Origin of the sequence: Sulfuricystis multivorans (assembly GCF_003966565.1) — a bacterium.
GTDB classification, from domain to species: Bacteria; Pseudomonadota; Gammaproteobacteria; order Burkholderiales; family Rhodocyclaceae; genus Sulfuricystis; species Sulfuricystis multivorans.
The window spans coordinates 1,702,747-1,726,733 of the sequence record NZ_AP018718.1 but is presented as its reverse complement, the minus strand read 5'-3'; the positions used below and the strand labels follow the sequence as shown (position 1 = coordinate 1,726,733).

Annotated in this window: 18 protein-coding genes, 1 tRNA gene and 1 pseudogene; 11 read left to right on the top strand and 9 right to left on the bottom strand. The window is 61.5% G+C overall.

Translation table 11 applies throughout. The annotated features are described in order from the left end of the window. Position 1 precedes the first annotated feature (1 nt). The 11 genes from ileS to EL335_RS08540 all read left to right on the top strand — a co-directional run bounded on the left by ileS (position 2) and on the right by EL335_RS08540 (position 12,617). Entirely contained in the window at positions 2 to 2,812 is a 2,811-nt protein-coding gene (gene ileS, locus EL335_RS08590) for an isoleucine--tRNA ligase (RefSeq protein WP_126445970.1), read from the top strand. Further along, positions 2,805 to 3,275, top strand: a complete 471-nt coding sequence (lspA, locus tag EL335_RS08585) for a signal peptidase II (protein WP_284155299.1) — start codon at positions 2,805 to 2,807, stop codon at positions 3,273 to 3,275. The genes ileS and lspA overlap by 8 nt, the downstream gene beginning before the upstream one ends. After that, a complete protein-coding gene (locus EL335_RS08580; protein WP_126445966.1) occupies positions 3,268 to 3,702 on the top strand; it encodes an FKBP-type peptidyl-prolyl cis-trans isomerase in 435 nt (144 codons plus the stop codon). The genes lspA and EL335_RS08580 overlap by 8 nt, the downstream gene beginning before the upstream one ends. Positions 3,703 to 3,939: 237 nt before the next feature. Beyond that, positions 3,940 to 4,932 carry a 4-hydroxy-3-methylbut-2-enyl diphosphate reductase gene (ispH, locus tag EL335_RS08575; protein ID WP_126447783.1) on the top strand — a complete coding sequence of 331 codons (993 nt, stop codon included), beginning with the start codon at positions 3,940 to 3,942 and terminating at the stop codon, positions 4,930 to 4,932. Between the two features lie 107 nt (positions 4,933 to 5,039). Next, positions 5,040 to 5,471, top strand: a complete 432-nt coding sequence (locus EL335_RS08570) for a type IV pilin protein (RefSeq protein WP_126447781.1) — start codon at positions 5,040 to 5,042, stop codon at positions 5,469 to 5,471. Continuing rightward, on the top strand, positions 5,465 to 6,001 hold the full coding sequence (locus EL335_RS08565; protein ID WP_126445964.1) for a GspH/FimT family pseudopilin: 537 nt from the start codon (positions 5,465 to 5,467) through the stop codon (positions 5,999 to 6,001). Before EL335_RS08570 ends, EL335_RS08565 begins: the two co-directional genes overlap by 7 nt. A gap of 11 nt (positions 6,002 to 6,012) precedes the next feature. Beyond that, positions 6,013 to 6,426: a type IV pilus modification protein PilV gene (gene pilV / locus EL335_RS08560; RefSeq protein ID WP_126445962.1), complete on the top strand. Its 414-nt coding sequence runs from the start codon at positions 6,013 to 6,015 to the stop codon at positions 6,424 to 6,426. Between the two features lie 3 nt (positions 6,427 to 6,429). Beyond that, on the top strand, positions 6,430 to 7,611 hold the full coding sequence (locus tag EL335_RS08555) for a PilW family protein (RefSeq protein ID WP_126445960.1): 1,182 nt from the start codon (positions 6,430 to 6,432) through the stop codon (positions 7,609 to 7,611). 38 nt (positions 7,612 to 7,649) lie between these two features. Next, entirely contained in the window at positions 7,650 to 8,252 is a 603-nt protein-coding gene (locus EL335_RS08550; protein ID WP_126445958.1) for a pilus assembly PilX family protein, read from the top strand. Positions 8,253 to 8,267: 15 nt separating this feature from the next. After that, on the top strand, positions 8,268 to 12,503 hold the full coding sequence (locus EL335_RS08545) for a pilus assembly protein (RefSeq protein WP_126445956.1): 4,236 nt from the start codon (positions 8,268 to 8,270) through the stop codon (positions 12,501 to 12,503). 38 nt (positions 12,504 to 12,541) lie between these two features. Continuing rightward, positions 12,542 to 12,617: transfer RNA gene (locus EL335_RS08540), tRNA-Thr, on the top strand. A 47-nt stretch (positions 12,618 to 12,664) separates the two neighbouring features. On the opposite strand, the gene EL335_RS08535 is transcribed toward EL335_RS08540, so the two are convergent. The 9 genes and pseudogenes from EL335_RS08535 to EL335_RS08495 form a co-directional block, all read right to left on the bottom strand. Next, positions 12,665 to 15,097 (bottom strand): sensor domain-containing protein, encoded by a 2,433-nt coding sequence (locus tag EL335_RS08535; protein ID WP_126445954.1) that lies wholly within the window; start codon positions 15,095 to 15,097, stop codon positions 12,665 to 12,667. Beyond that, entirely contained in the window at positions 15,094 to 16,509 is a 1,416-nt protein-coding gene (locus tag EL335_RS08530; protein ID WP_126445952.1) for a cyclic di-GMP phosphodiesterase, read from the bottom strand. The genes EL335_RS08535 and EL335_RS08530 overlap by 4 nt, the downstream gene beginning before the upstream one ends. 89 nt (positions 16,510 to 16,598) lie before the next feature. Continuing rightward, a pseudogene (gene cobA / locus EL335_RS08525) lies at positions 16,599 to 17,342 on the bottom strand (uroporphyrinogen-III C-methyltransferase); the annotation flags it as partial. A gap of 52 nt (positions 17,343 to 17,394) precedes the next feature. Continuing rightward, positions 17,395 to 17,769, bottom strand: coding sequence for an iron-sulfur cluster assembly accessory protein (locus EL335_RS08520; RefSeq protein WP_126445948.1), 375 nt, complete (start codon positions 17,767 to 17,769; stop codon positions 17,395 to 17,397). Positions 17,770 to 18,172: 403 nt separating this feature from the next. After that, entirely contained in the window at positions 18,173 to 19,576 is a 1,404-nt protein-coding gene (locus tag EL335_RS08515) for a cobyrinic acid a,c-diamide synthase CobB (RefSeq protein ID WP_126445946.1), read from the bottom strand. Positions 19,577 to 19,630: 54 nt separating this feature from the next. Further along, positions 19,631 to 20,836, bottom strand: a complete 1,206-nt coding sequence (nrfD, locus tag EL335_RS08510) for an NrfD/PsrC family molybdoenzyme membrane anchor subunit (RefSeq protein ID WP_126445944.1) — start codon at positions 20,834 to 20,836, stop codon at positions 19,631 to 19,633. A gap of 5 nt (positions 20,837 to 20,841) precedes the next feature. Beyond that, positions 20,842 to 21,591, bottom strand: a complete 750-nt coding sequence (gene dsrO / locus EL335_RS08505) for a sulfate reduction electron transfer complex DsrMKJOP subunit DsrO (protein WP_126445942.1) — start codon at positions 21,589 to 21,591, stop codon at positions 20,842 to 20,844. Continuing rightward, on the bottom strand, positions 21,588 to 21,959 hold the full coding sequence (locus tag EL335_RS08500) for a hypothetical protein (protein WP_284155298.1): 372 nt from the start codon (positions 21,957 to 21,959) through the stop codon (positions 21,588 to 21,590). Before EL335_RS08500 ends, dsrO begins: the two co-directional genes overlap by 4 nt. A 33-nt stretch (positions 21,960 to 21,992) precedes the next feature. After that, positions 21,993 to 23,960 (bottom strand): NAD(P)-binding protein, encoded by a 1,968-nt coding sequence (locus tag EL335_RS08495; protein ID WP_126445940.1) that lies wholly within the window; start codon positions 23,958 to 23,960, stop codon positions 21,993 to 21,995. Between the last annotated feature and the right edge of the window lie 27 nt (positions 23,961 to 23,987).

Below are 23,987 nucleotides of genomic sequence, written 5' to 3'. Positions count from 1 at the left end.
GATGGCCAATTACAAGAAAACGCTCAACATGCCCGACACGCCCTTCCCGATGCGTGGCGATTTGGCGCGCCGCGAACCGGCTTGGGTGAAGGAATGGCAGGACAAGCAACTTTATCGGAAGATTCGCGAGGCTTGCCGTGGCCGGCCACGCTTTACGCTGCACGACGGACCGCCCTATGCCAATGGCGACATCCACATCGGCCATGCGGTCAACAAAATCCTCAAGGACATCATCGTTCGCTCGAAGACGCTCGCCGGCTTCGATGCGCCTTATGTGCCGGGCTGGGACTGCCACGGCCTGCCGATCGAGCACCAGATCGAAAAGACGCACGGCAAGCACCTCGAAGGCAATCAGGCGCGCGCGCTGTGCCGTGCCTATGCCGAGGCGCAGATCGAACGGCAGAAGAAGGATTTCATCCGCTTGGGCGTCCTGGGCGACTGGGAGCACCCCTACAAGACGATGGATTTTGCGACCGAGGCGGCGGAGATTCGCGCGCTTGCCGAGCTGTATCGCAAGGGCTATCTCTACAAGGGCCTCAAACCCGTCAATTGGTGCTTCGATTGCCGCTCAGCACTCGCCGAGGCCGAGGTCGAGTATGCCGACAAGAAGAGCCCGGCGATCGACGTCGCCTTCCCGCTCGATCCTGCCGAGCGCGTTCGCCTTGCCGGCGCCTTCGGTTTGGCCGCTGTGCCGCAGGCGCCCGTCTATGCGGTGATCTGGACCACCACGCCGTGGACCATTCCGGCCAACCAGGCCCTGAACGTGCATCCCGATTTCGTCTATGAGCTCGTCGATACCGAAAAGGGGCTTTTGATCCTCGCCGCCGAGCTCAGAGCGCTTGCGCTGGCGCGTTACGGTCTCGAAGGCAAGGTGCTGGGCGCCTGCCGAGGGCTGGCCCTGGATCGCCTCGAGTTTCGTCATCCGTTCTACGACCGCGCCTCCCCCGTGTTTCTCGGCGAATACGTGACGCTCGATACCGGCACCGGCATCGTGCATAGCGCGCCGGCCTATGGCGTCGAGGACTATGAATCCTGCAAGCGCGCCGGGATGCAAAACGACGAGATCCTCACCCCGGTGCAGGCAGATGGCCGTTTTGCGGAAAGTTTGCCTTTCTTTGGCGGCATGGACGTCTGGCAGGCGAATGCGAAGATCATCGACAAGCTTGCCGAAGTCGGTTGTCTCTTGGCCAGTGGCGAGATCACGCACAGCTACATGCACTGCTGGCGCCACAAGACGCCGGTCATCTACCGCGCCACGACGCAATGGTTCGTCGGCATGGAGGTCAGAGGGCGTGACGAAGGCAAGACCTTGCGCGAGATGGCGCTGGCGGCGGTGGAGGCGACGGCATTCTTCCCGCCCTGGGGCAAGGCGCGCCTGCATGCGATGATCGCCAACCGGCCCGACTGGTGTGTTTCGCGCCAGAGAAACTGGGGCGTGCCGATCCCGTTCTTCCTGCACAAGGAAACCGGCGAGCCGCACCCGCGCACACTGGAACTCCTCGAAGCGGTGGCCAAGCGTGTCGAAGCGGGCGGCATCGAAGCCTGGTTCTCGCTCGATCCCAAAGAGCTGCTCGGCGACGAGGCGGCGCAATACGAGAAGATGAACGACACCCTCGACGTCTGGTTCGATTCCGGCACCACGCACTGGAGCGTGATGCGCGGCTCGCATGCAGCCGAGTGCGCCTATCCTGCCGATCTGTATCTCGAAGGCTCCGACCAGCATCGCGGCTGGTTCCACTCCAGTTTGCTCACCGGTTGCTGCATCGACGGCCGTGCGCCCTACAAGGGGCTCTTGACCCACGGCTTCGTCGTCGATGGCAAGGGCCAGAAGATGAGCAAGTCGAAAGGCAACGTCGTCGCGCCGCAGCAAGTCGCCGACAAGCTCGGCGCCGAAATCCTGCGCCTGTGGGTCGCGGCGACCGATTATTCCGGAGAGCTGTCGATCTCGCAGGAGATCCTCGACCGCGTCGTCGAGGTCTATCGGCGGCTGCGCAACACCTTGAAGTTTCTGCTCGCCAATACGGCGGATTTCGATCCGCTCCAGCACATGCTGCCGGTCGAGGACTGGCTGGAAATCGACCGCTATGCGCTCTTCCTCGTGCATGCGCTGCAAAAGACGTGCACTACCGCCTATGAACGCTATGAGTTCCACAAGGTGGTGCAGGCGCTGATGAACTTCTGCGCCGAGGATCTGGGCGCGTTCTATCTCGACATCCTCAAAGATCGCCTCTACACCACGCCGGCCGCTGGGCGGCCGCGCCGCTCGGCGCAATCTGCGCTGTGGCACATCACCGAGAGCCTGACCCGGCTGATGGCGCCGATCCTCGCCTTCACCGCCGAGGAGATTCGCGCGGTGCAAGGCAAGGACAGCGTGATGCTGGAGACCTGGCATCGGCTGCCCGAGCTGCCGCAGGCCGGACAGATCGAAGCGCGCTGGCGGCTCATCCGCTCGGTGCGCCTGGAGGCGATGAAGGCGATCGAGGCGGTGCGCAGCGCAGGCAGGATCGGCTCGTCCCTGCAAGCCGAGATCGAAATCACCGCGGCCGGGGAAGTCTTCGAGGCGCTCGCCGCTTTGGGTGAAGACCTCAAGTTCGTGCTGATCTGCTCGAAAGTTTCGCTGACGAATCTTGGCGCTGGCCAAATGGCACAGTCTACCGGTCTCACCATTCGAGTCACGCCCAGCCCGCACAAGAAATGCGCGCGCTGCTGGCACTGGCGCGAGGATGTCGGCCATGATCCTGCCCATCCAGAACTGTGCGGCCGCTGCACGACCAATCTCTTCGGCGCGGGCGAGGCGCGCGAGTTTGCGTGATTCGGTGCGCTGGTTCGCTCTGGCTGGTCTCGTGATCCTGCTCGACCAGCTCAGCAAGGCCTGGGTGCTGGCGAGCCTGCATCTTTACGAGAGCGGCGAAATCACACCGTTCTTCAATCTCGTGCTGGTGATGAATCCCGGAGCATCGTTTTCCTTCCTCGCCCAGGCGGGTGGCTGGCAGAAATGGTTCTTCATCCTGCTCGCGCTTTCCGTCTCCATTGGGCTTGTCTGGATGATCCGCAAACACGCGCAGGAAACCTTGCAACCATTGGCCTTCGCGCTGATCCTCGGCGGCGCCATCGGCAATTTGATCGACCGGCTGCGCTTTGCTGCAGTGGTCGATTTCCTCGATTTCCATGTCGCCGGCTGGCACTGGCCGGCCTTCAACCTCGCCGATTCGGCCATCACCATCGGTGTCATACTGCTGCTCTGGCAGCAACTCAGGCACACGCCCCATGACTGAACGCGTCAAGCTCGACGACCTCGTGACCCTCCACTACCGCGTCGCCACCGCCGACGATATCGAGATCGTCTCGACCTTCGGCGCGACACCCGCCACCTTGCAGCTGGGCAGCGGCGAGCTCGCGCCCACCCTCGAGGCCTGCCTCGACGGCCTGCCCGTCGGCGAGCGGCACGTCTTCCTGCTCGAAGCGCATCAAGCCTTCGGCCCGCACAATCCCGAACTCATGAAACGCATCCCGAAAGCCGAACTGCCCAACGGCGGAGCCGATATCGGCGTGCTCACTCTCGTCGAGTTCGCGGCACCCAATGGCCAGACCTTCGCCGGGCTGGTGCGCGAAATGGACGACGAAACGGCGCTCGTCGACTTCAACCATCCGCTGGCCGGCAAATCGATCCGCTTCGAGGTCGAAGTGATCGGAGTGCTATGATCCTAAAAACCTCAGTTGACCGCTCCTGTAGGCAAAAAATGCCTTTGAGAATCATAGGTTGCCACACCTCCCCCGCTCACCGAGTCGGTGACCCCGCTACACACCCGCTGGCACACCCCGGCGGGCGCTTGGCTTTGTTGCTCCTCCTTGCAGGCATGAGCCTGCAGCGTCGTCGCGTCGCGCCATGCACCCGCCGGGCCGCACCATCGGGCGCGTCCAACCGAGGTTTTTAGGATGATGCAAATCCTGCTCGCCAACCCCCGCGGTTTTTGTGCCGGCGTCGAGCGGGCGATCAGTATCGTCGAGCGCGCCCTCGAAAAGTTCGGCGCGCCGATCTACGTGCGCCATGAGGTCGTGCACAACCGCTTCGTCGTCGATGGGTTGCGCGCCAAGGGTGCGATCTTCGTCCACGAGCTCGACGAGGTGCCCGATGGCGCGACGGTGATCTTTTCCGCCCACGGCGTGCCAAAGAGCGTGCGCGCCGAGGCCGCTCGGCGCCACCTGACGGTCTTCGACGCCACCTGCCCGCTGGTGACCAAGGTGCATTTCGAAGTCGAGCGTCATCGCAAGGCTGGTCGCGAGGTGATCATGATCGGCCACAAGGGGCATCCGGAAGTCGAGGGCACGATGGGGCAATGGCCGGATGGCATGTATCTGGTCGAAAACGTTGCCGATGTGGCTACGCTGAAAGTCGGCGCTGGTGGAAATGAAGACGTCCCGCCGGGCGCCGACTCACCTCGCAAAGTCGGCGCTGGCGGGGCGGCACCCCCGGCACCCCCCTTGGCCTACGTTACCCAGACCACCCTCTCGGTCGATGACGCGGCGGCGATCGTCGCGGCGCTCAAATGCCGCTTTCCGAACATCGTCGGTCCGAAGAAGGACGACATCTGCTATGCGACGCAAAATCGCCAGGATGCCGTGCGCCGACTCGCACAGCAGTGCGATGTGATCCTCGTCGTCGGCTCGAAGAACAGCTCGAACTCCAATCGCCTACGCGAAGTGGCCGAGCAGCAAGGCGCCCAAGCCTGGTTGATCGACCGCGCCGCGGAGCTTCGACCCGAATGGTTCGCTGACGCCGCAGCGGTCGGCATCACCGCTGGCGCTTCCGCTCCCGAGACGCTGGTCGCCGAAGTCGTCGCTGCCGTTGCCGCCCTCACCGGTGCGCCGCCGCCCAAGATCGCGCAGGTGGACGAAGGGGTGCGGTTTCCGTTGCCGAAAGGGCTCGGCTGACGGCGGTGCCGCCGTTCGCCGCCCATTTTCCGCCATTCGTCGGCGCACACTGGCCTCGTCGAGGCCATCGGCATAAATTCCAATCAGGGCAGAAGAGGAGCGATTTCATGAAACGGGCTCAGCGCGGATTTACCTTGATCGAAATGATGATCACCGTCGCCATCATTGCCATCCTGGCGGCCATAGCGTTGCCAGCGTACAACGATTATCTGCTGCGCGGCGCACTGTCCGAGGCGCATGGCGAGCTCGCCGCAATGCGCGCGAAAATGGAAACCTATTTCCTCGACAACCGCACCTATGTGGGCGCCTGTGCTGCAAACACCGTTGCTCCGCTGCCGACAGGGCGTTTTTTCAATTATTCCTGCCCAACCCTGACTGCAACGACTTACACGATTCAGGCGGATGGCAGAGCCGGCGAACGGACGGCTGGATTCACTTATACGATCGATCAGGACAACAATCGGGCGACGACTGCCGTTCCCTCAGGCTGGACGCTCAATGCCAACTGTTGGGTGATCAGGCGAGGTGGTACATGCTGAAAATGGGCTCGGCACGAGGTTTCACCCTCATCGAGCTGATGGTGTCGATCGCGCTGCTCGCCTTCCTGCTCCTAATCGCCTATCCAGGCTTCGTGACGATGCTCGCCAATCTACGCGTGCGGGCGGTGGCCGATGGGGTTTTGTCTGGCCTGCAATATGCCCGGACCGAAGCGCTCAAGCGCAACATGGAGATCACTTTCCGGTTCGATCCAGTCAGCGGCGTGGGTGGCGGTTGGCAAGTCATGTTGCCCGATACGACAGTGATTCAGCAGAAGTCCGCTGCCGATGGGGGTGCGGTCGAAGCGACGATTGCCGGTGGCAACGTCGATATCGTCTTCGACAATCTGGGTCGGCGCATTCTGCCCGCTTCTCCGCCTGCCGTGGTGGATATCGACATTACGAATCCAAGCGTGGACAACTGCGAAGGAGCAAGCGGCTCGATCCGTTGTTTGCGTATCACCGTGGCCGTTGGTGGCGAGGTGCGTTTGTGCGATCCGCGCCGACCGGCGGGCGATCCTCAAGCGTGTTGAAGGTGACCGGCATGAAAAAGACTCAAAATGGCGCCACCCTGCTCGAAGTGCTCGTCGCGCTGCTGTTGTTCGCCTTCGGCATCCTCGGGCTGCTCGGCATGCAGGCCGTGGCTTCGCAGATGACCGGCGAGGCCAAATACCGCGCCGAGGCGGCGATGTATGCCGACCAGCTGATCAGCCAGATGTGGACGGACGATACAGCCGCTCTGGCAGCTCAATACGACTCGACGATGGGGGGGGCGAAATTCGTCGCCTGGCGTAATCAGATCCAGGCCGCCGGCACGGGTCTGCCCGGGGCGACGGGCACGAACGAGCCGGTCGTGTCGATCGACGCCAATAATGTCGTCACGGTGACGATTTCATGGCAGGCGCCCACCGATGTTGCGCCCCATCATCATGTCGTCGTCGCTCAGATCAGGAAATGATCCATGCATTTCACCTCCCTCTCAACATCCCGTGGTTTCAGTCTGATCGAGCTCCTGGTAGCCTTGGTCATCGCGATGATCGGCACCATTGCGATCATGCAGGTCTACATACGTGGTGAAAGTGGTAAGCGCGCTCTCGGCAGCTTGGGCGAAGCGCAATCCGGCGCGATTGTCGCGCTCTATCAGATCGAACGCGAAATGCAGCGCGCCGGCTACGGCTTCCTCGATCGTCAGGTGCTTGGCTGCAGGATACGATCGAATCTCGCCTCGGGGTTGAACAATCGTTATCTGCAACCGGTCAGTATCGTGCCGGCGGGTGCGACTGCTTCCCACCTTGCCAACTTGTGGGGCATCCCACCCGGTGATCCGGGTTCGGACATGCTCGTGATCGTTGCGGGAGATGGGGCATCGATCATAGAGGGAAGTCGCCTCGCAACGCCAGCAGCGGCAGGGGATACTGTGCTTCATTTGGTGAATAAAAACGGCATTCACAGCAATCCTCCGGATTTTCTACTGGTGGGAGAGTCCGGGAGCGATTGCACCTTGACCAGAGCGAGTGGAACGATCAATCCCCCCAATGTCGATGACGAGGTGGCCATTGATTTCGCAACAGTCGCGGCCTATGGCGCCGACAATGCAATAGTCATGCATCTTGGGGGCAACCCCACATTCGTCGTGTATGCCGTTCGCAATGGTATGCTGACGCGTTGCGATTTCACCGTCTCCAACTGCGCTGATAGCACGAAAATCAATGATCTGACTGTCTGGCAGCCTATTGCCAACGATGTGGTCGCTTTGGTTGCCCAATATGGGGTCGATACCACTGCGCCGAATCGGGATCGTGTGATCGATCTTTTCTGCAAGACCCGTGTGCCACCGGGCGGGACTTGTCCGGCGAGTGATACTGGTCTGACCGATGCGCCGGGGTCGGATGCCAGCCAGACGGTGCGTGCCGAAGACGGGGCGCGTATTTTGGCGGTGCGTATCGCAGTGGTGACGCGCAGCGGCCAGGCGGAAAAGGACCCAGTCAGTCCGGCGACTCTCAAGCTGTGGGCTGACAACACGAATGCCGCTGACGGGCCACTGACCCAAGGGCCGGTCTGGAGCGTCCCGGATCAGCATTACCGCTACCGGGTCGCGAATTCGATCGTGGTGTTGCGCAACCTCCTTTGGAGCGGGGTGTAGCGATGGGCAGGCGAAAGATTCCGTCCAGACAGCGCGGCGTGATTCTCTTTCTCGCGTTGATCGTGCTCGTCGCGATGCTGCTTTCCGGCATTGCCTTGTTTCGCACCGTGGATAGTGGCATCCTGACCGCCGGCAACCTCGCCCTGCAGAAAAGCGCGGTAAGCCAGGGAGATCGCGGCATCGAAGATGCCTCATCATGGCTGGTGAGCGCCAGCGCTGTCATGCTGAATGAGGATCCGGCCGAACCGGGTTACGTCAATACGCCTTTCTACGTTGCGAATGCGCTCGATCCGAATCCCACCCCTCCCTATCATCAACCTTCTTCTAGCCAAAGCTGGCTGACCTGGTGGAATGCCTATGCTGCTACGAATACCCCGGCAGTGTTGGCGTCCGATCCGAATACCGGCCTTCAGGTGTCTTATTTGATCCAGCGCCTTTGCACGGCAAATGGCGCAGCCAATGCTGCCGGTGTCTATTGCGCCAAGACATGGGATGTGAGTCGATTGCTGCCCGGATCGAAACGCAATGATGCGGTGGCATTCTCTGGTTCGGCGCCAGCCGGGGTGTATTACCGCATCATCACCCGTATCGATGGGCCGCGCAATACGACGGCCTTCGTCGAAGCGATCGTTTCTCTTTGAATAGGGAGTTGCACAATGAACAGCTTCCGCTTTCTGCCCTTGGTTTTCTGTCTCGGCCTGCCTGCATGGCATAGTTGGGCAACCCCAACGGACATTTCGAGCGGCCCATTGATCACGCCCACCGCATCGCCCGTGAAGCCGAACCTGATGTTCCTGCTCGACGACTCGGGCTCGATGCGCTTCGATTATCTCCCCGATTGGCTTGGATATAGTGATTATAACTATTGCAAGAACAGTACTGGCGAAACCGGAACGAAGTGTTGCCGGCAACCCAGCAGCAATAGTAGTGCTTGGGTTTGCCTGCCACAGAATTCATCGGGCAATAACATCGATACCGTCTATTCCGGTGGCACTAATCAGCGCGGCATGCCGCCCTTTTTGACCCATACCACTTGGCTGTTGAAAGTGCCATCAGCCGGCGGTGGAACGCATGATGAAATCGTCAACGGGGGCTTCAACTCGGTTTATTACAACCCGACCATTGAATACCGTCCGCCAGTGAATGCCGATGGTACCAGTCGTGCCAGTTACAGTGGTAACGGGACGACCCCCTGGGATGCCTATGGGGTGATGTACGGTGCTGCGGGCATCGATCTGCGCACCGAATTTCCGGATACCGAATGGTGTACCAACACGAGCTATACCGATTGTCTGCGGGCAGACAACTATCTCGTTCCAGGCACAATCGCCGGTAAAAATTACACAACGATGCACGCAGTGCGTGCCACCGGTAGCGGAAAATTCGTTACCGGCACACCTCAGGCGCCGACGATCGATACCAATCGCGATGCCGGGCCACATTACTATGTGATGATTCCGGGCGAATTCTGTACCAACCGCAAACTGACCAACTGTGTTGCCTCCTGGGTTCCGACAACGGTCGGTGGCGTGGCTTATAACTATCCCGCTGCCTTGCGCTGGTGCAACAATACTCGTGGTCGCGACCGGCTGGTCGATGGAGGTGTGGCGGCCGCGACCGATCGCTGCCAGGCATTGAAGAATGGAACATTTAGGTATCCACGCTATCCGACGCTGCGAGTCAGCACAACCGGCCCGACGTATGCACCTGGACGTTTCATGCGTATCGACATCGTCTCTGGCAAGGCCAGCTACGGCAATCTCTGCGTCGCGGCCACGGGAACGGTCACCGAGCGTTTCGGGCCATGCAATGCCGGCGAGTTTGCGGCGCTCGACCGTTCGGGTCGGAGCGACTGCACGAACCAGCCGACGTGCAGCTATAGTGAAGAATTGAGCAATTTCGCCAACTGGTTCGCCTGGTATCGTTCCCGCATTCAGTCTACGAAAACAGCCATATCGATCGCTTTCCAGAGTGTCGATGACCGTTTTCGTGTCGGTTTCATGACCATCAATGGCAACACGACCGGAAACCGCGATCTGATCAACATCGCCGACTTCAATTTCGTCCCAGGCCCAAGCGGCCACAAGCAGGATTGGTACACCCGCCTGTTCGCAATCCGGCCGAGCGGCGGAACACCACTGCGCGAAGCACTGTCGCGGGTTGGGCGCTATTTTGCCAAGTCATCCGGCCTGGCCGGGGCGACCGATCCCATCCAATATTCATGCCAGAAAAATTTCAGCATCGTCACGACCGACGGTTATTGGAATGGTGCTGGTGGTGTGCGTCTCAATGGCAGTGGGATCGGCAATGAAGACAGCAGCGGCATGGTGATTGGGGGCGTCGGACAAGGAGATATGACAGCCAGCCCCCCTGTTCCCCCCATACCTTTTGCCGACGGTTGGAGCGGCACTCTTGCCGATGTGGCCGCCTATTACTACAAAACCGATCTGCGCGACAGCAGCCTGAACAATTGCACCGGTGCACTCGGTGTGAGCGGCGGCTCGGTCTGCACCGACAATGTGGCGACCAGGAGTGGTGTCGATATGAATACGGCTCAGCACATGGTGACCTACGGCGTGAGCCTGGGTGTCGATGGCTTGATGCAGTATCGTGCCGATTACAAAACGCCGAGCGGCGATCCGACGACGGATCCAACCGACACCGACGATTACGACGCGGTGAGCTTCAGGGTTAACGCCAGCACCGCCAATGCTGTCAATGGCATCTGCCCTTGGCAGACTTCGGGTTCCTGCAACTGGCCGCAGCCGTCGGCCGACAATCAGGCGAACATCGACGACCTCTGGCATGCCGCGGTCAACGGCCATGGTAGTTATCTGCTGGCGAAGAATCCTTTGACTCTGAGCCGTGGTTTGCGCGACATCATCAATGACATCTGGGTGGATGATGGCAGTAATGCCGCGGCAACCACCAGTAACCCCAATGTGACCGCAGGAGACAACTTCCTTTTTAGTTCGAAGTATTGGACGCAAAAATGGGTCGGTGAGCTGGTACGCGAGTCGATCAATACCATCAATGGCACGATCTTCACCGGCTCCGAGGATTGGCAGGCGCACACCCTGCTCGATGCCGCGAGCTGGTCGGCACGTAGCATCCTGACTTTCCGAGTCGGTGGAGGATCTCCGCGCGCCTTTACTTATGCAACCCTCAATCCGGGTGCCTGTAATCCGCCAGCGAGTGAACAGGGATGCTTCGACCAATCCTGGATTGCGGGTGGGCTGGCCCAATACTGTGCCATCGGGCCGCTTTGCCTTTCGGCGGCCGATCAGGCCGCAGCAGCAGGGCAGCCCTTGGTCGATTATCTGCGCGGTGACAAGAGCCACGAGGATACGACGAACACGACGGGATACTTCCGTAAGCGGGATGGAAGGATGGGCGACATCGTCAATGCCGAGGCCGTCTATGTCGGTAAATATCTTTACGATTATGGCAGCGCGGTCGGTTACCCCGCCCGTAATACCTTGCGGCCTGATCCAACATTGTACGTCGCAGCGAACGATGGCATGCTGCATGCATTCAATGCGTCGGGGGCATCCAGTGGCGGCGGGCAGGAGCGCTGGGCTTATATCCCATCGATGGTGATCCGCGACCTGTATCGTCTCGCCGACAAAGATTACGATACCAAGCATCGCTACTTTGTCGATGGCTCCCCGGTGGTGATGGATGTCAAAGACGGCGGTGTCTGGAAAACCATCCTGGTCGGCGGGCTGGCCGGTGGCGGCCCGGGCTATTATGCGCTCGACATCACGAACCAGACGGCGCCCGAAGTGTTGTGGGAGTTTCGGCAGAAACCGGGCTGCACGGCGTCGACGCCGGCCGGCGCGGCACGCTATGCCTCGTCGGGCATCGCGCGCATGATCGAGGATTGTGATCTCGGCTACAGCTTTGGCAATCCGGTGATCACCAAGCTGCCGAATGGTCAGTGGGTGGTCATGGTTACCTCGGGCTACAACAACCATGTCAATGGCGACGGACGTGGCTATCTCTATGTGCTCGATGCGATGACCGGAGCGGTGATCTACAAGGTAAGCACCGGAGCAGGTAGCACGGCGACGCCGAGTGGTCTGGCGCGCATCGCCGCTTGGGCGGACGATCCGCTCAAGGACAACACGACGAAATATGTCTATGGTGGTGACTTGCTCGGCAAGCTCTGGAAATTCGACTTCACCGGTGGTGGTGCGCCGACGGTGAGCCTTCTATACGATGCCGGGCCGAACCAGCCGATCACCGCACGGCCGGAACTCGGCGAAGTGACGAAAACCAATACCAGCGTCAAGAAACGTGTGGTGTTCTTCCCGACCGGGCGTCTGCTGGGCAACTCCGACCTAGCCAACACCCAGTCACAGAGTTTCTATGGCATCTGGGACTGGCTGGGAGGTAGTACACCGGCGAACGGGCTCGTCAATGTTCCGGTCAGTTCCGGCGGTGCCGGCCGGACGGGAACGATTTACGACATCAACGGTGACGGCAACCCGGACAGTGTGTTCGACGACGACAACAACCTTGGTTGGAAGCTCGATTTCCCGGATGCCGGCGAGCGCGGCGTGACCGACCCGATGCTGGTTTTGGGAACGCTCGTGTTTTCGACCACCAAACCGGGTACTCCTGATCCTTGTAATGCGTCGGGTTTTACGAGTTGGGTATACAACATCGACTTTCTTTCCGGCCATGTCGTGTTTGTACCTGGGACTTCAAATACGCAGATCGCGGTGCAATATTCGGGTGCTGCGACGCGGGCAAATATCTTTACCCTGCCCGGAGGGCAGGTCAAGAGCATCATCCGTTTGACCGACCAGAATGTGACGAATCAGATCAACGACGTGCGCATCAAAAGCAAGCTGAAGCGGATCAGCTGGCGCGAACTGACCAAATGAACCGGATGCGAGAAGGCGCGCTATAATGCGCGCCCGTCGCTGCCGTAGCTCAGTCGGTAGAGCAACTGATTCGTAATCAGTAGGTCGCCAGTTCGATTCCGGCCGGCAGCACCAGACCGAAGCCCCCCAGGTTTCACCTGCGGGGGCTTTTTGCTGGGGCATTACGAGCCGTTTGCCTGCCGATGGTGCGCGAGGAAGGTTTCGAAATCCGGCGCTGGTAGTGCGGCAGTGCAAAGGAAGCCTTGGTATTCCTGGCAGCCGGCGGCGATCAAGAAATCCTGCTGATCGGCGGTTTCGACGCCTTCGGCGATCACGTTGAGGCGTAGCGCGTTGGCGAGCTGGATGATCGCATTGACGATCGCCGTGTCGCTCTCTTCGACGGGCAGGTCCTGGATGAAGGAGCGGTCGATTTTCAGCCGATGGATCGGGAAGCGCTTCAGGTAGGAAAGACTCGAATAGCCGGTGCCGAAGTCGTCGATCGCCAACTGTACGCCGAGCGCGGCCAGCGCTTCGAGACGGCGCAGCGCGTCATCGACGTCCTGGATCAGGATCGATTCGGTGAGCTCCAGCTCGAGCAGCCGGGGCGGCAGGGCGTATTTTTTCAGGGTCTGACCGACACGCTCGACGAAGTCGGCCTGCTGGAACTGCAGCGGCGAGACATTGACGGCCATCATCAGCTCGAGGCCTTTCGCGTGCCAGGCAGCGCACTGGGCGACGGCGGCGTCGAGCACCCAGTGGCCGATATTGACGATCACGCCGGATTCCTCGGCGATGGGAATGAACTGGGCTGGCGGGATTTCGCCCAGCTCGGCGTCATGCCAGCGCAGCAGCGCCTCGACGCCGGTGATCGCATTATCGCTGAAACGCACCTGCGGCTGATAGTAAAGCTCGAAGCGACTTTCGGCTGTCGGATTGGCGAGCGCCTGGCGCATCGCGTGGTCGATCTTCATCCGCGAGAGCAGGCCGACGTTCATCTGCCGCTGATAGAAGCGGAAGCCGGCACGGCCGCGCTCTTTGACGTGATACATCGCCGCATCGGCGTTCTTGATCAGATCGTCCATCGTCTCGCCGTCGTCGGGATAGAGCGCGATGCCGATGCTGCAGGTGACGGTGAACGAAAAGTCGTCGAGGACGAAAGGCTGGGAGAGGCTGTTGAGGATGCGCCGGGCGATGATTTCGGCGCCACGGGCATCGGTCTTGTGCAGCAGGATCAGGAATTCGTCGCCACCCAGCCGCGCGGCGGTATCGACCTGGCGCAGACAGTCCTTGATGCGTTCGGCGACGCAGACGAGCACCCGGTCGCCGAACATGTGGCCGAGCGAGTCGTTGATCTGCTTGAAGCGGTCCAGGTCGAGGAACAGCAGCGCGAAGCCGACTTTCTCGCGATGGGCCAGGCCGAGCGCGAATTCGATGCGTTCGTTGAGCAGCAGGCGGTTCGGCAGGCCGGTGAGCGCGTCGGTGTAGGCGAGCTCCTCGATGCGCTTCTTGGCATTGACGGTTTCCGAGAGGTCCTTGAAGAAACCGATGTAATGGAGCAGCGCTCCCTCGTTGTCGAGCACGCGCACCAGCGAGGCCTGGCAGGGCAGCGTGTTGCCGGCGTGATCGCGGTGCCAGGCTTCGCCATCCCAATAGCCGTAAGTCTGCAAGGCCGTTGCCACCTGCGCGGCGAAATGTTCGCGCGAGATCATGTCGGTGAGCAGATCGTAGGTGTGCTTGCCGACCAGCTCCTCGTGAGATAGACCGGTGAGCCGTTCGCAGGCAGGATTGGCGTCGATCAGAATCATTTCCGGATCGGTGACGAAGATCGCGTCGAGGCTCGAGGCGAAGACCTTGGCGGCGAGCTGCAGGCGCGCTTCGTCGGCCACCCGCTGGGTGATGTCGCGGAAGGAATAGACACGGCCGATCGGCCGGCCACGCGCGTATTGGGGCAGGGTGACGCGCTCGAGGATCTTGCCGCTCTTCAGCACCAGCGTGTCGGTGGCCTCGAGCAGTGGCGAGCGCGCGATCATGGTCAGGCGGGCCGCGTAGGTCGTGGCATCGACGACGTTTTGTGCCATCCAGCCATGGATCGCCGCGTCATTACGTTGCGTCGTCAATTCCTGCGGCAGGTCCCAGAGTTCCGCGAAACGGCGGTTGTAGCCGCGGATCACGCCGTTCGGGTCGGTGACGAGGATGCCGTCGGCGGTCGATTCGAGTGTGGCGCGCAGCTCGGCGACGAGCTTTTCGAGTTCGTCCTCGAAGCGTCGCTCTTCGGATCGATCGCGCAGGCCGACCAGGAAGATGCTCGCCGCATCGCTCAAGGTGATGCGGCTGGCGCGCCGTTCGACCGGCAGCGTCGTCCCATCGACACGGCGCACCAGCGTTTCGGAGTGGATCTGGTCGGTGAGTCCCGCGGCGACGTCTTCCCAGAAATAGATGTCCTCTGGCGTCGCGGCGAGATCGATGACCGCCTTACCGACCAGCTCGGCCGCCGGGATGCCGAGCATCTCACTGGCGGCGCGATTGATGGCCAATATGCGTAGATCGAGCGCATCGACGATCCATACCGCTTCGAGCATGCCTTCGATCAGCGGCTGCCAGGTGCGATCTTTCATCGACTGACCCCGTGTTCATGGATCGGCATGGCTCGCTCGAAAAAGTAGCAGACGCGCTGGCGCGGCGACAGATAATCGAAGGCGGCGCGCGGCAATTGCAGTGGCTTCAAGCTCCGGCGAATACCGAGTTCCCCGGCCTGTTCGAGGTTCTCGACCAGGGCTTCGTCGCGCGGGATGCGCGGATCAAAGATGATCACGTTCGGTTTGAGAGGACGTGCGGCATTGACCGAGACGACCAGGGCGAAACGTCCGTCGGTGAGCTCGACACATGATCCAGGCGGATAGACGCCCATCATGCGGATGAAGGGCATCAGCACCTTCGGGTCGAACTGGTTGCGCATCTGCGCGAAGATCAGCCGCTGCGCTTCGTGCGGCGTGAGCGCCTGGGCCGGATGGACCGGATTGCAGAGGTTGTCGTAGAGATTGACCAGCGCGACGATGCGCGCCAGAGGGTCGATTTGCTCGCCGCTCAAGCCTTGCGGGAAACCTCGTCCATCGGCGAGCTCGTGATGCTGGGCGATGATCGCGCGTTGTTCGGTAGGCAGCCTCATCCGCTCGGCAAGCTTGATGCCATGGGGGACGTGTTCTTGATAGAGCCGTCGTTCGGCAGTGGTGAAATGCTTGTCGAACCAGCGCAGCCGCTCCGGCAGCTCGATCAGTCCGATGTCGTGCAGCAGCGCGCCATTGCCGAGTGTCTCGAGCCGAGTGTCGTCGAGGCCGAGTGCCTTGCCGAGCAGTAGGGCGATGACCGTGACGTTGATGGCATGTTGCGCGGTGCGATCGCCGACGCCTTCGGAGAGCAAGCGGATCGCGGTTTCCTGCTGGCCGAGCATCTCGTTGAGCATCGTGCCGACGATCGCGCTGGCGCGTTCGCGGGCGATTTCCGGCTGGGAGGCGACTTGTTCGCAGAGCTGGCGATAGCCGCGTGATGCGCTGGAAAACTCGCGTTCGCAGATTTCCAGGCTCTTGAGCTGATCGGCGAGCCGTTGTTGCCGCCGACGGCGTTCTTCGACACGCGCGGCTGCTTCCGCGGCGACGATTTCGCTGATTGCCTGTCGCCCTGCAGCGCTTGGGGGCTCATGTCCGTGAGCTGTTCCGTTGCCGGTTGGATTGGAAGGTGCCGTTCCGTCAGCGCCGAATTTTTGTGCGTCATCCACCGCTGGAGCATCCTCATTCCCAGCCACTGCGTTCTGGGCATTCTCGGTGCGTGGCTCGAGATCGCTCTTTTCCGGCGACCAGCGGATGCGCTTGACGCCCAGTTCGATCAGCGTGTCGATCTGGTCCTGCGAGCTGATCTTGAAGCTGTTCAGCGCGAAAGGATGTTTGATCCAGCCCAGATCGACATAGACGTACATCCCGATGCGCAGATCGGCGATGTCGATGAATTGGGCTTCGCTGTCGTGGTTGGCCATGGCTTTACCACGATATAACGACAATGCTGGCGCCGGTCTTGAGAGAACTCGTGGAAAACCCCCTGCTTTCGCAGGACGTCAGTCCTTGTTCAAACAGGGGTTTTCTCGAACCAGGCGAGTTTGTCGCGGAGCCGGACGACTTCGCCGACGATGATCAGCGTCGGTGGTTTGAGACCGGCCTGGGCGGCGAGTTCTGGCAAGGTAGCCAGCGTGCCGGTGACGGTACGCTGATTTGGGGTGGTGCCCTGCTGGACGATCGCCGCGGGCCAGTCGGGCGGCAGGCCGTGCGCGATCAGCTGTTCGCACAGGTAGGACAGGCCAGAGAGCCCCATGTAGATGATCACCGTCTGACGGCGGCGGGCGAGCCCTGGCCAGTCGAGGTTCATGCTGCCATCCTTGAGGTGACCGGTGACATAGACGCAAGCCTGGGCGTAATTGCGGTGGGTGAGCGGTATGCCGGCGTAGGCGGCGACACCGGCCGCCGCGGTGACGCCCGGCACGACCTCGAAAGGTACGCCGTTTTCGCGCAGCGTTTCGACCTCCTCGCCGCCGCGGCCGAAGGTGTAGGGATCGCCCCCCTTGAGGCGCACGACACGTTTGTTTTGCTTGGCGAGCTGCACCAGCAGTCGATTCAGGTCCTCCTGAGGCACCGCATGGTTGCCGCGTTGCTTACCGGCATAGATGCGCTCGGCCACCGGATTGACCAGACCGAGGATCGCCTCGGAGACGAGCTGATCATGAACCAAGACGTCGGCCTCGCGGATCAGCCGCAACGCGCGCAGCGTCAAGAGCTCCGGATCACCCGGTCCGGCACCGACCAGATAGACCGTGCCGGGCACGGCCGCGCCGCGGCTGGGCACTTCGGGAAGCAGGGGATGGTCCATCTCAGCCACAACCTCCCGCCGTCCCTCCGCCACAGCCACCGCAGCCGCTGCTGCGACTGGCACAGCCGCCCTCTGCGCCTGGAGCCGTTTCTCCGTGCAGGAAGACGAACTGGAATTCGCCGGGCCGCAGTTCGACGAAATCGAGCGTCGCATCGGCCAGCAGGTCGCGGCTCAAAGGTGAGATCAGCACGGTGACGCCACAGGATTCGACGACCGTATCCTGTTCGCGCTCTTCGTCGAAACCCATGCCGTAAACGATATCGCCGTCTTCGATCTTGGCCGCGACGCGCAGGCAGGGCATGTCTTCGTCATCGTTGGGGTAGGCTGCGGCGGCAGCGATGATTTGCTGGGCAGCGGCAGGGGTCAGGGTAAACATGGGACTGTCTCCAGAGTGGGAATGTTACATTGTCTAACAGGCTGTTGAAAAACTACTGCGGTGGCCATCTGCGGCGTTGCGCGGTGCTCGCTCCCTCGCCTATCTTATTGATATGTCTCGGTCGCTGCGCTCCGTGCGCCTTGCATCTGGCCATCCTCGTGACGTTTTTCAACGGCCTGCTAACGCGCATGATCACCACGCTCACCCGCAGAGGATGAAATAGCCATGCGCAAGAATAAACACCCGCCCACATCCTGTAGGGGCGGGTCTTGTGCCCGCCCTATGTGTGGGTCTTGTGCCCGCCCTATGGGCGAGTTGACGGGTAGGCACAAGGGGGTAGGCACAAGGCCTACCCCTACGGCGTGTGCGCGGCTTTCGCCTCGAGGGTGATCTTCCGGTCGAGTCACGAACGTCGAGGGCATGGCTGATCGTATTTCATGTTAACAAAGCGGATGAAGCGTGCCGGCCAGTCACAACCGGCCGTGCCGCGCAGGTGGGTGTAAGAGGCCAGCAGATTGTGGCAAAGGATGCCGTCGTGCTGGCCATCGGTGCCGTGGCCGCGTTTGACCCGATAGGCATAGCGCTGGTCGGCCGGCAGCCCGCGAATCTCGGAGTAGTGGAATTCGTGGGCGTGGATCGCAGGAAGTTCGGCGCTCGCGGGACGGCACCTCTGCGCCTGCCACCACGGATGATCCTGGGTCGGCTCGATGATCACGTAACCGCGGCCGACCGGTTTGTCGTGCATCAGAATGTCACCCGGGATCACCCCGACCATCGGCCGGGATTTGCCTTGCCAGGTGATCGAACGGGCCAAATACATCAGGCCGCCGCACTCGGCATAGGCGGGCATACCGGCTGTGATTGCGGTGCGAATCTCCTCGCGCAGGCTGGTGTTGGCGGCGAGCTCGTCGAGAAAGGACTCGGGAAAGCCGCCGCCGATCAGCAGCGCATCACAGGGCGGCAGATGCGCATCACTGAGGGTATCGAAGGGGACGAGCTCGGCACCGGCGTCCTCGAGCGCTTCGAGATCGTCGCTGTAGTAGAAGCCGAAGGCGGCATCGCGAGCGATGGCCACGCGGATTTTGGGGCTGGGCTGGGCCGGGCGGGGCGGAGGAGGGGAGAGTGCCACATCGGTCTTGGTGATGGCCAGCAGCCTGTCGAGATCGACCTGCCGGGCGACACGGTCGGCAATCGCGGCGATGGTCTCATGGGCATGAGCGGCTTCGTTCGCCGGCATCAGACCGAGATGGCGTTCGACGACCGCTAGCTGCGGATCTTCGTGGATCGCGCCAAGCACGGGCACGTGGGTGTAGTGCTCGACGACGGCGCGCAGCTTGGCTTCGTGACGGCTGCCGCCGAGGCGGTTGAGGATCACGCCGACGATGCGGATCGCTGGATCGAAGGCCTGGTAACCGAGGATCAGCGGGGCGATGCCGCGCGTCTGGCCGCGCGCGTCGAGCACCAGGATCACCGGCAGATCGAGGAGCCGGGCCAGCGCTGCGTTGCTGTTGCTGCCATCGAGCGCGAGCCCGTCGTAGAGCCCCTTGTTGCCCTCGACCAGGCAGACGTCGGCGTCATGGCCTTGGCTAAACTGGCGAAGGATCTCTTCGTGCGGGGAGAGGAAGAAGTCGAGATTGCGGCAACCTCGCCCCGCCGCTCTGGAAAGCCAGAGCGGATCGATGTAGTCCGGGCCCTTCTTGAAGGGTTGCACGGCGAGACCGCGTGCGGAGAGCGCCGCACACAGACCGATGGAAAGCGTGGTCTTGCCCGAGGACTTGTGCGCGGCGGAGATCAGGAAACGGTGCATGGAGGAAACCGTTGCCCGGCGAATCCCTGTCGGGATTCAGCCGCGCAGCATGCTTCAGTCGTGTAGCGCGCCCGATGCCTGCAACTGGGCGATGTCGTCCTGCGGCATGAAAGGCAATACATGGACGGCGAGCAGACTGAGCAGGAAATACAGGCCGAACCCGCCAATACTGAGCAGGATCTCGGGCAAGCTGGGCGTGTAGGGATCGACCACGCCATCGAAAAAGCTGCTTTTCACCTCCATGCCCGGGAAGATTTCGAGCGGATAGGCTTGCCCGCCGATGATGAATACATACAGGAAGGCCAAGCCGCCGAGGATGGTGAAAATCGACGCCAGGATGCTGGAAGAAGGTGTGTTGCGCAGCGCGGGGACGAAGACGAACAGCAGCGGCAGGAGCGTGCCGACGACGACGAAGCCGACCCAGAACAGTTGCGGATAAATGCCGCCGGAGACGAGGATGAAGTGTTCGAAGGCGGTCTGCTTCGCGTAGTAGATGTTGGTGAGATGATAGACGACGACGAAATAGGCGACCGCTGCCACGAAGGTTCCCAGCAGATTGTTGAGCCGCAGGCGGATTTCCTCATTCAGCTGGGTGCCCTGCCATTTGTACATCGCCGTTTGGAAAAGTAGGAACATCGCCAGCCCCCAGGCGAACGACATGATGATGAACATCGGGGCGATGACTGCGGAATGATAGGCCTGGCGCGCGACGACGAAACCGAAGATGGAACCGGTACCAGTGGTCATCACCAGACGCCAGATGAAGGCCGCCGTGCCCGCTGCCTTGGAATAGGCATACATCTTACGGTCGAGCAGCAGCCAGACGTAGAGGCCAACCAGGCCAAAAAACACGGGATACAGCACCATGTTCCACCCGAACACCGAGGTCCAGTTGACGTGCGTCATCGCGACGATCAGACGATCGGCACGCCCCAGGTCGAGCATGATCACGAACAGACCCGCAGCCAGCATGGTGATCGCCAGTAAACCGGAGAGCGGCCCGCGTGGTTTGTAGACCTTCTTGCCGAAGACGGTGCCGATCGAGGCGACGTTGAGCACGCCCGATGCGCCGACGATCAGGAAGATCGCGAACACGTGTGGCAAGCCCCAGAAGACCTGGTTGTTCATGCCGGTCACCTGGTGGCCGTGATGCTCCATGTAGAAGGCGGCAAGTGTGCCTGCCACGGTGAGGATGGCACCAATGGCTGCCAAGAGGTAGAAGTTCGGTATGCGCAGACGTTGGGTGAGGGCAGATTGCATGGTCGTCAGATTCCCTGGTAACGCACGCCAAGATTCAGTTTCAGATCGGCGCGCACCTGCGTGGTCTTTTCTTTCGCAATGCGCTGGGCAATTTCGCTGTTCGGGTCGTTGAGATTACCGAACAGCATGGCCTTTTCCGGGCAGGCCTCGACACAGGCCGGCTGTTGGCCGCGATCGACCCGATGCACGCAGAAGGTACAGGCTTCTACACATCCCTGGCCGCGCGGCACCAGAGGATTCTGCTCGGTGAGCGGCATATGCACCAGCGAGCGCGCCTTGTAGGGGCAAGCCATCATGCAATAGCGGCAACCGATGCAGATGTGGCGGTCGACGAGCACGATGCCATCGGCGCGTTTCATCGAGGCTCCGGTCGGGCAGACATCGACGCAGGGCGGGTGTTCGCAGTGCTGACAGAGCATCGGCAACGAATGCTCCTGCCCCGTCTTGGGATCTTTGAGATCGATCTTGCGGATCCACTGGGAGCCCTGGCGTGCGTCAGTGACGGTTTCGTTGATGCCGTTTTCAAGCGCGCAGGCCTTCACGCAGGCGTCGCAGCCGCTCGCGCACTTGCTGGTGTCGATCAGCATGCCCCAGCGCACGGCGGAAGAAGCCGGCTCACCCGGCGCTCGCTGCGCGGCACCGGCGACTTCGATCAACTTGAGGCCGGGCGCCAGCGCGGCGACGCCGATACCGGCGACGGCTGCTGCTCCGACGAAACTACGGCGCGATTTGTTCTCGATGCGGTCTTCGCTCATGGTTTCACTCCCACGGCCTGATGGTTGCCGGCCTTGGGTTGATGACAATCCCAACAATCCGGCTTGACGGCGGCGTAGGCATGGCATTCCTGGCAGAAACCGCCTGGGCCGAGCACCGAGCCGGTGGTCTTGCTGGCATGACAATTGATGCACTCGTTGAGGCTCGCCTTTTCGCCACGGATACCCTGGCGCAGGGTCCGGTCACGGGTGTGCTTCAGCATCTCCATGTGATTGCGGCGCATCTCGGGCACCGGTGCGATGCATGACCCCGGATTCTCGATCTTGAGCTGCGGCAGCGGCGTACCAGCGGCGGCGAGAGTAGGGGCAAGCAGCAGGACCGCCGCCAAACCGACGAGTAAACGCTTCACGATGACCATACTCCTCACCCCTTCTCCTCGAGGTTACTCGCCAAGGCCCATCTGGATGTAGCCAGTCGGGCAGACATCGTGACAGATGTGGCAGCCGATGCACTTGTCGTAGTCGGTGGCGACGTAGCGGCCGGTGGTCGCCTCGGTCTTCTTGACGCGATAGACCGCCGTCTGCGGGCAATAGACCACACAGTTGTCGCACTCGAAGCACAGGCCGCAACTCATGCAGCGCTTGGCCTCGGCAACGACTTGCTGATCGTTGAGCGGCTCGAGGCGTTCCTCGAAGTTGCCGAGCGCCTCTTCCTTCGTCAGATGGACGATCTTGCGCTTGTTGCGCGGCGTGTATTGGAAGTGACCAAGGAACAACTCGGTGTGCGGGATGATGTAGCGATCGGCGCGGTTGTCGAAGTTGTGGATGATGTCCTTAGACTCCGAGGAGCCGCGGATCGGGCCATGAATTTCATGGAACTCGACGCCCTTCTCGTGATACTTGCGCAGCAGGTCGAAGTAATGCACGTCGATCTTCGGCCGCTTGCCCACTTCGAGGCCCTGCAGGAATTGGTCGATGCCGTCGGCGGCGATCGCACCATGACCGATTGCGGTGGTCAAAAGATGCGGGCGGATCACGTCACCGCCGCAGAACACGCCGGGCTTGCCTTGCACCTGGTAATTCCGGTCGGCGGAGACGCCACCCTTGCCGTTGTCGAATTCGGACAGGCCAGTCAGATCGATGGTCTGGCCGATCGCCGAGACGATCAAGTCGGCCGGCAGGTCCTTCTCGGTGCCCTCGATCGGCTTGATGTCGAGGCGGCCTGCGACCATCTTGGCCTCGCATTGCTTGACACGCAACGCGGTGGCACGGCCATCCGGGCCCTTGATCACCTTGACCGGCATCCAGCCTTGCATGATCTCGATCCCTTCGGATTGCGCGTGCTCGATTTCGTGCTTGCTGGCGGTCATGAACACCGAGGTCAGCACCACGTTGGCGCCTTCTCTGCGGGAGATGTCCGCCACGTCCTGGGCGAGCTGGCCGGCGATCGCTTTCTCCCAGTCGGTCGGGTTGACCTTGTCGATGTGGCCAAGACGACGCGCCACGGTGGCGACGTCCATCGAAGTGTCGCCGCCGCCCACGACCACGACATTCTTGCCGACCGACTTCAGGCGGCCGTCGTTGAAGGCTTTCAGGAACGCGGTCGCGGTGACCACGTTCGGCGTGTTTTCCGCGCCCTCGGCGGGAAGCTGGCGGCCGCCCTGGGCGCCGAGGCCGAGGAAGACGGCGTCGAATTCCTTGCGGATCTGCTCGAGCGTGACATCGACACCGACTTTGCAGTTCAAGCGCGTCTCGACACCGAGGTTGAGGATGCGCTGGATTTCGGCATCGAGCACTTCACGCGGCGTGCGGTAGCCCGGGATGCCGTAGCGCATCATGCCACCGAGCTTGTCGTGGTCGTCGAAGATGGTGACCGAATGACCCTTCAGCGCCAGCTGGTAGGCGACCGACAGACCGGCAGGCCCACCACCGATCACGGCGACTTTCTTGCCGGTCAGTTTCTCGGGCTTCTTGAACTGCAGGTTGTTCTTGATCGCATATTCGCCCAGATAGTGTTCGACCGAGTTGATACCGACATGGTCTTCGACCTGGTTGCGGTTGCAGCCGGATTCGCAGGGCGCCGGGCAGACACGGCCCATCACTGCCGGGAAGGGGTTGGCTTCGGTCAGGCGCCGCCAGGCATATTCCTGCCACGGCATGACCGGCTTGCCATCGGCGCCTACCGGCGGTTTTTCGATGCCGCGCACGATGTTCAGGTAGCTGCGGATGTCTTCGCCCGACGGGCAGGAACCCTGACACGGGGGCGTGGACTGGATGTAGGTCGGGCACTTGTAGGACCAGCCCGCCTGGAAGATTTTTTCTTGCCAGCGCTTGTAACTATCGGGCTTTTCGCCGTCCTTGAAGTGGCGGAAGGTCAACTTTACGTTCGTCGTTTCGGGGGTCGCTGACATCGTCGTCTCCGTGTGTTTATCGGGTTG

Bases quoted from the DNA above. Each gene is read 5' to 3' on its own strand.
- ileS (WP_126445970.1), top strand. From the start codon at position 2: ATGGCCAATTACAAGAAAACGCTCAACATGCCCGACACGCCCTTCCCG.
- EL335_RS08580 (WP_126445966.1), top strand. From the start codon at position 3,268: ATGACTGAACGCGTCAAGCTCGACGACCTCGTGACCCTCCACTACCGC.
- ispH (WP_126447783.1), top strand. From the start codon at position 3,940: ATGCAAATCCTGCTCGCCAACCCCCGCGGTTTTTGTGCCGGCGTCGAG.
- EL335_RS08570 (WP_126447781.1), top strand. From the start codon at position 5,040: ATGAAACGGGCTCAGCGCGGATTTACCTTGATCGAAATGATGATCACC.
- EL335_RS08565 (WP_126445964.1), top strand. From the start codon at position 5,465: ATGCTGAAAATGGGCTCGGCACGAGGTTTCACCCTCATCGAGCTGATG.
- pilV (WP_126445962.1), top strand. From the start codon at position 6,013: ATGAAAAAGACTCAAAATGGCGCCACCCTGCTCGAAGTGCTCGTCGCG.
- EL335_RS08555 (WP_126445960.1), top strand. From the start codon at position 6,430: ATGCATTTCACCTCCCTCTCAACATCCCGTGGTTTCAGTCTGATCGAG.
- EL335_RS08545 (WP_126445956.1), top strand. From the start codon at position 8,268: ATGAACAGCTTCCGCTTTCTGCCCTTGGTTTTCTGTCTCGGCCTGCCT.
- EL335_RS08535 (WP_126445954.1), bottom strand. From the start codon at position 15,097: ATGAAAGATCGCACCTGGCAGCCGCTGATCGAAGGCATGCTCGAAGCG.
- EL335_RS08530 (WP_126445952.1), bottom strand. From the start codon at position 16,509: ATGGCCAACCACGACAGCGAAGCCCAATTCATCGACATCGCCGATCTG.
- EL335_RS08520 (WP_126445948.1), bottom strand. From the start codon at position 17,769: ATGTTTACCCTGACCCCTGCCGCTGCCCAGCAAATCATCGCTGCCGCC.
- EL335_RS08515 (WP_126445946.1), bottom strand. From the start codon at position 19,576: ATGCACCGTTTCCTGATCTCCGCCGCGCACAAGTCCTCGGGCAAGACC.
- nrfD (WP_126445944.1), bottom strand. From the start codon at position 20,836: ATGCAATCTGCCCTCACCCAACGTCTGCGCATACCGAACTTCTACCTC.
- dsrO (WP_126445942.1), bottom strand. From the start codon at position 21,591: ATGAGCGAAGACCGCATCGAGAACAAATCGCGCCGTAGTTTCGTCGGA.
- EL335_RS08495 (WP_126445940.1), bottom strand. From the start codon at position 23,960: ATGTCAGCGACCCCCGAAACGACGAACGTAAAGTTGACCTTCCGCCAC.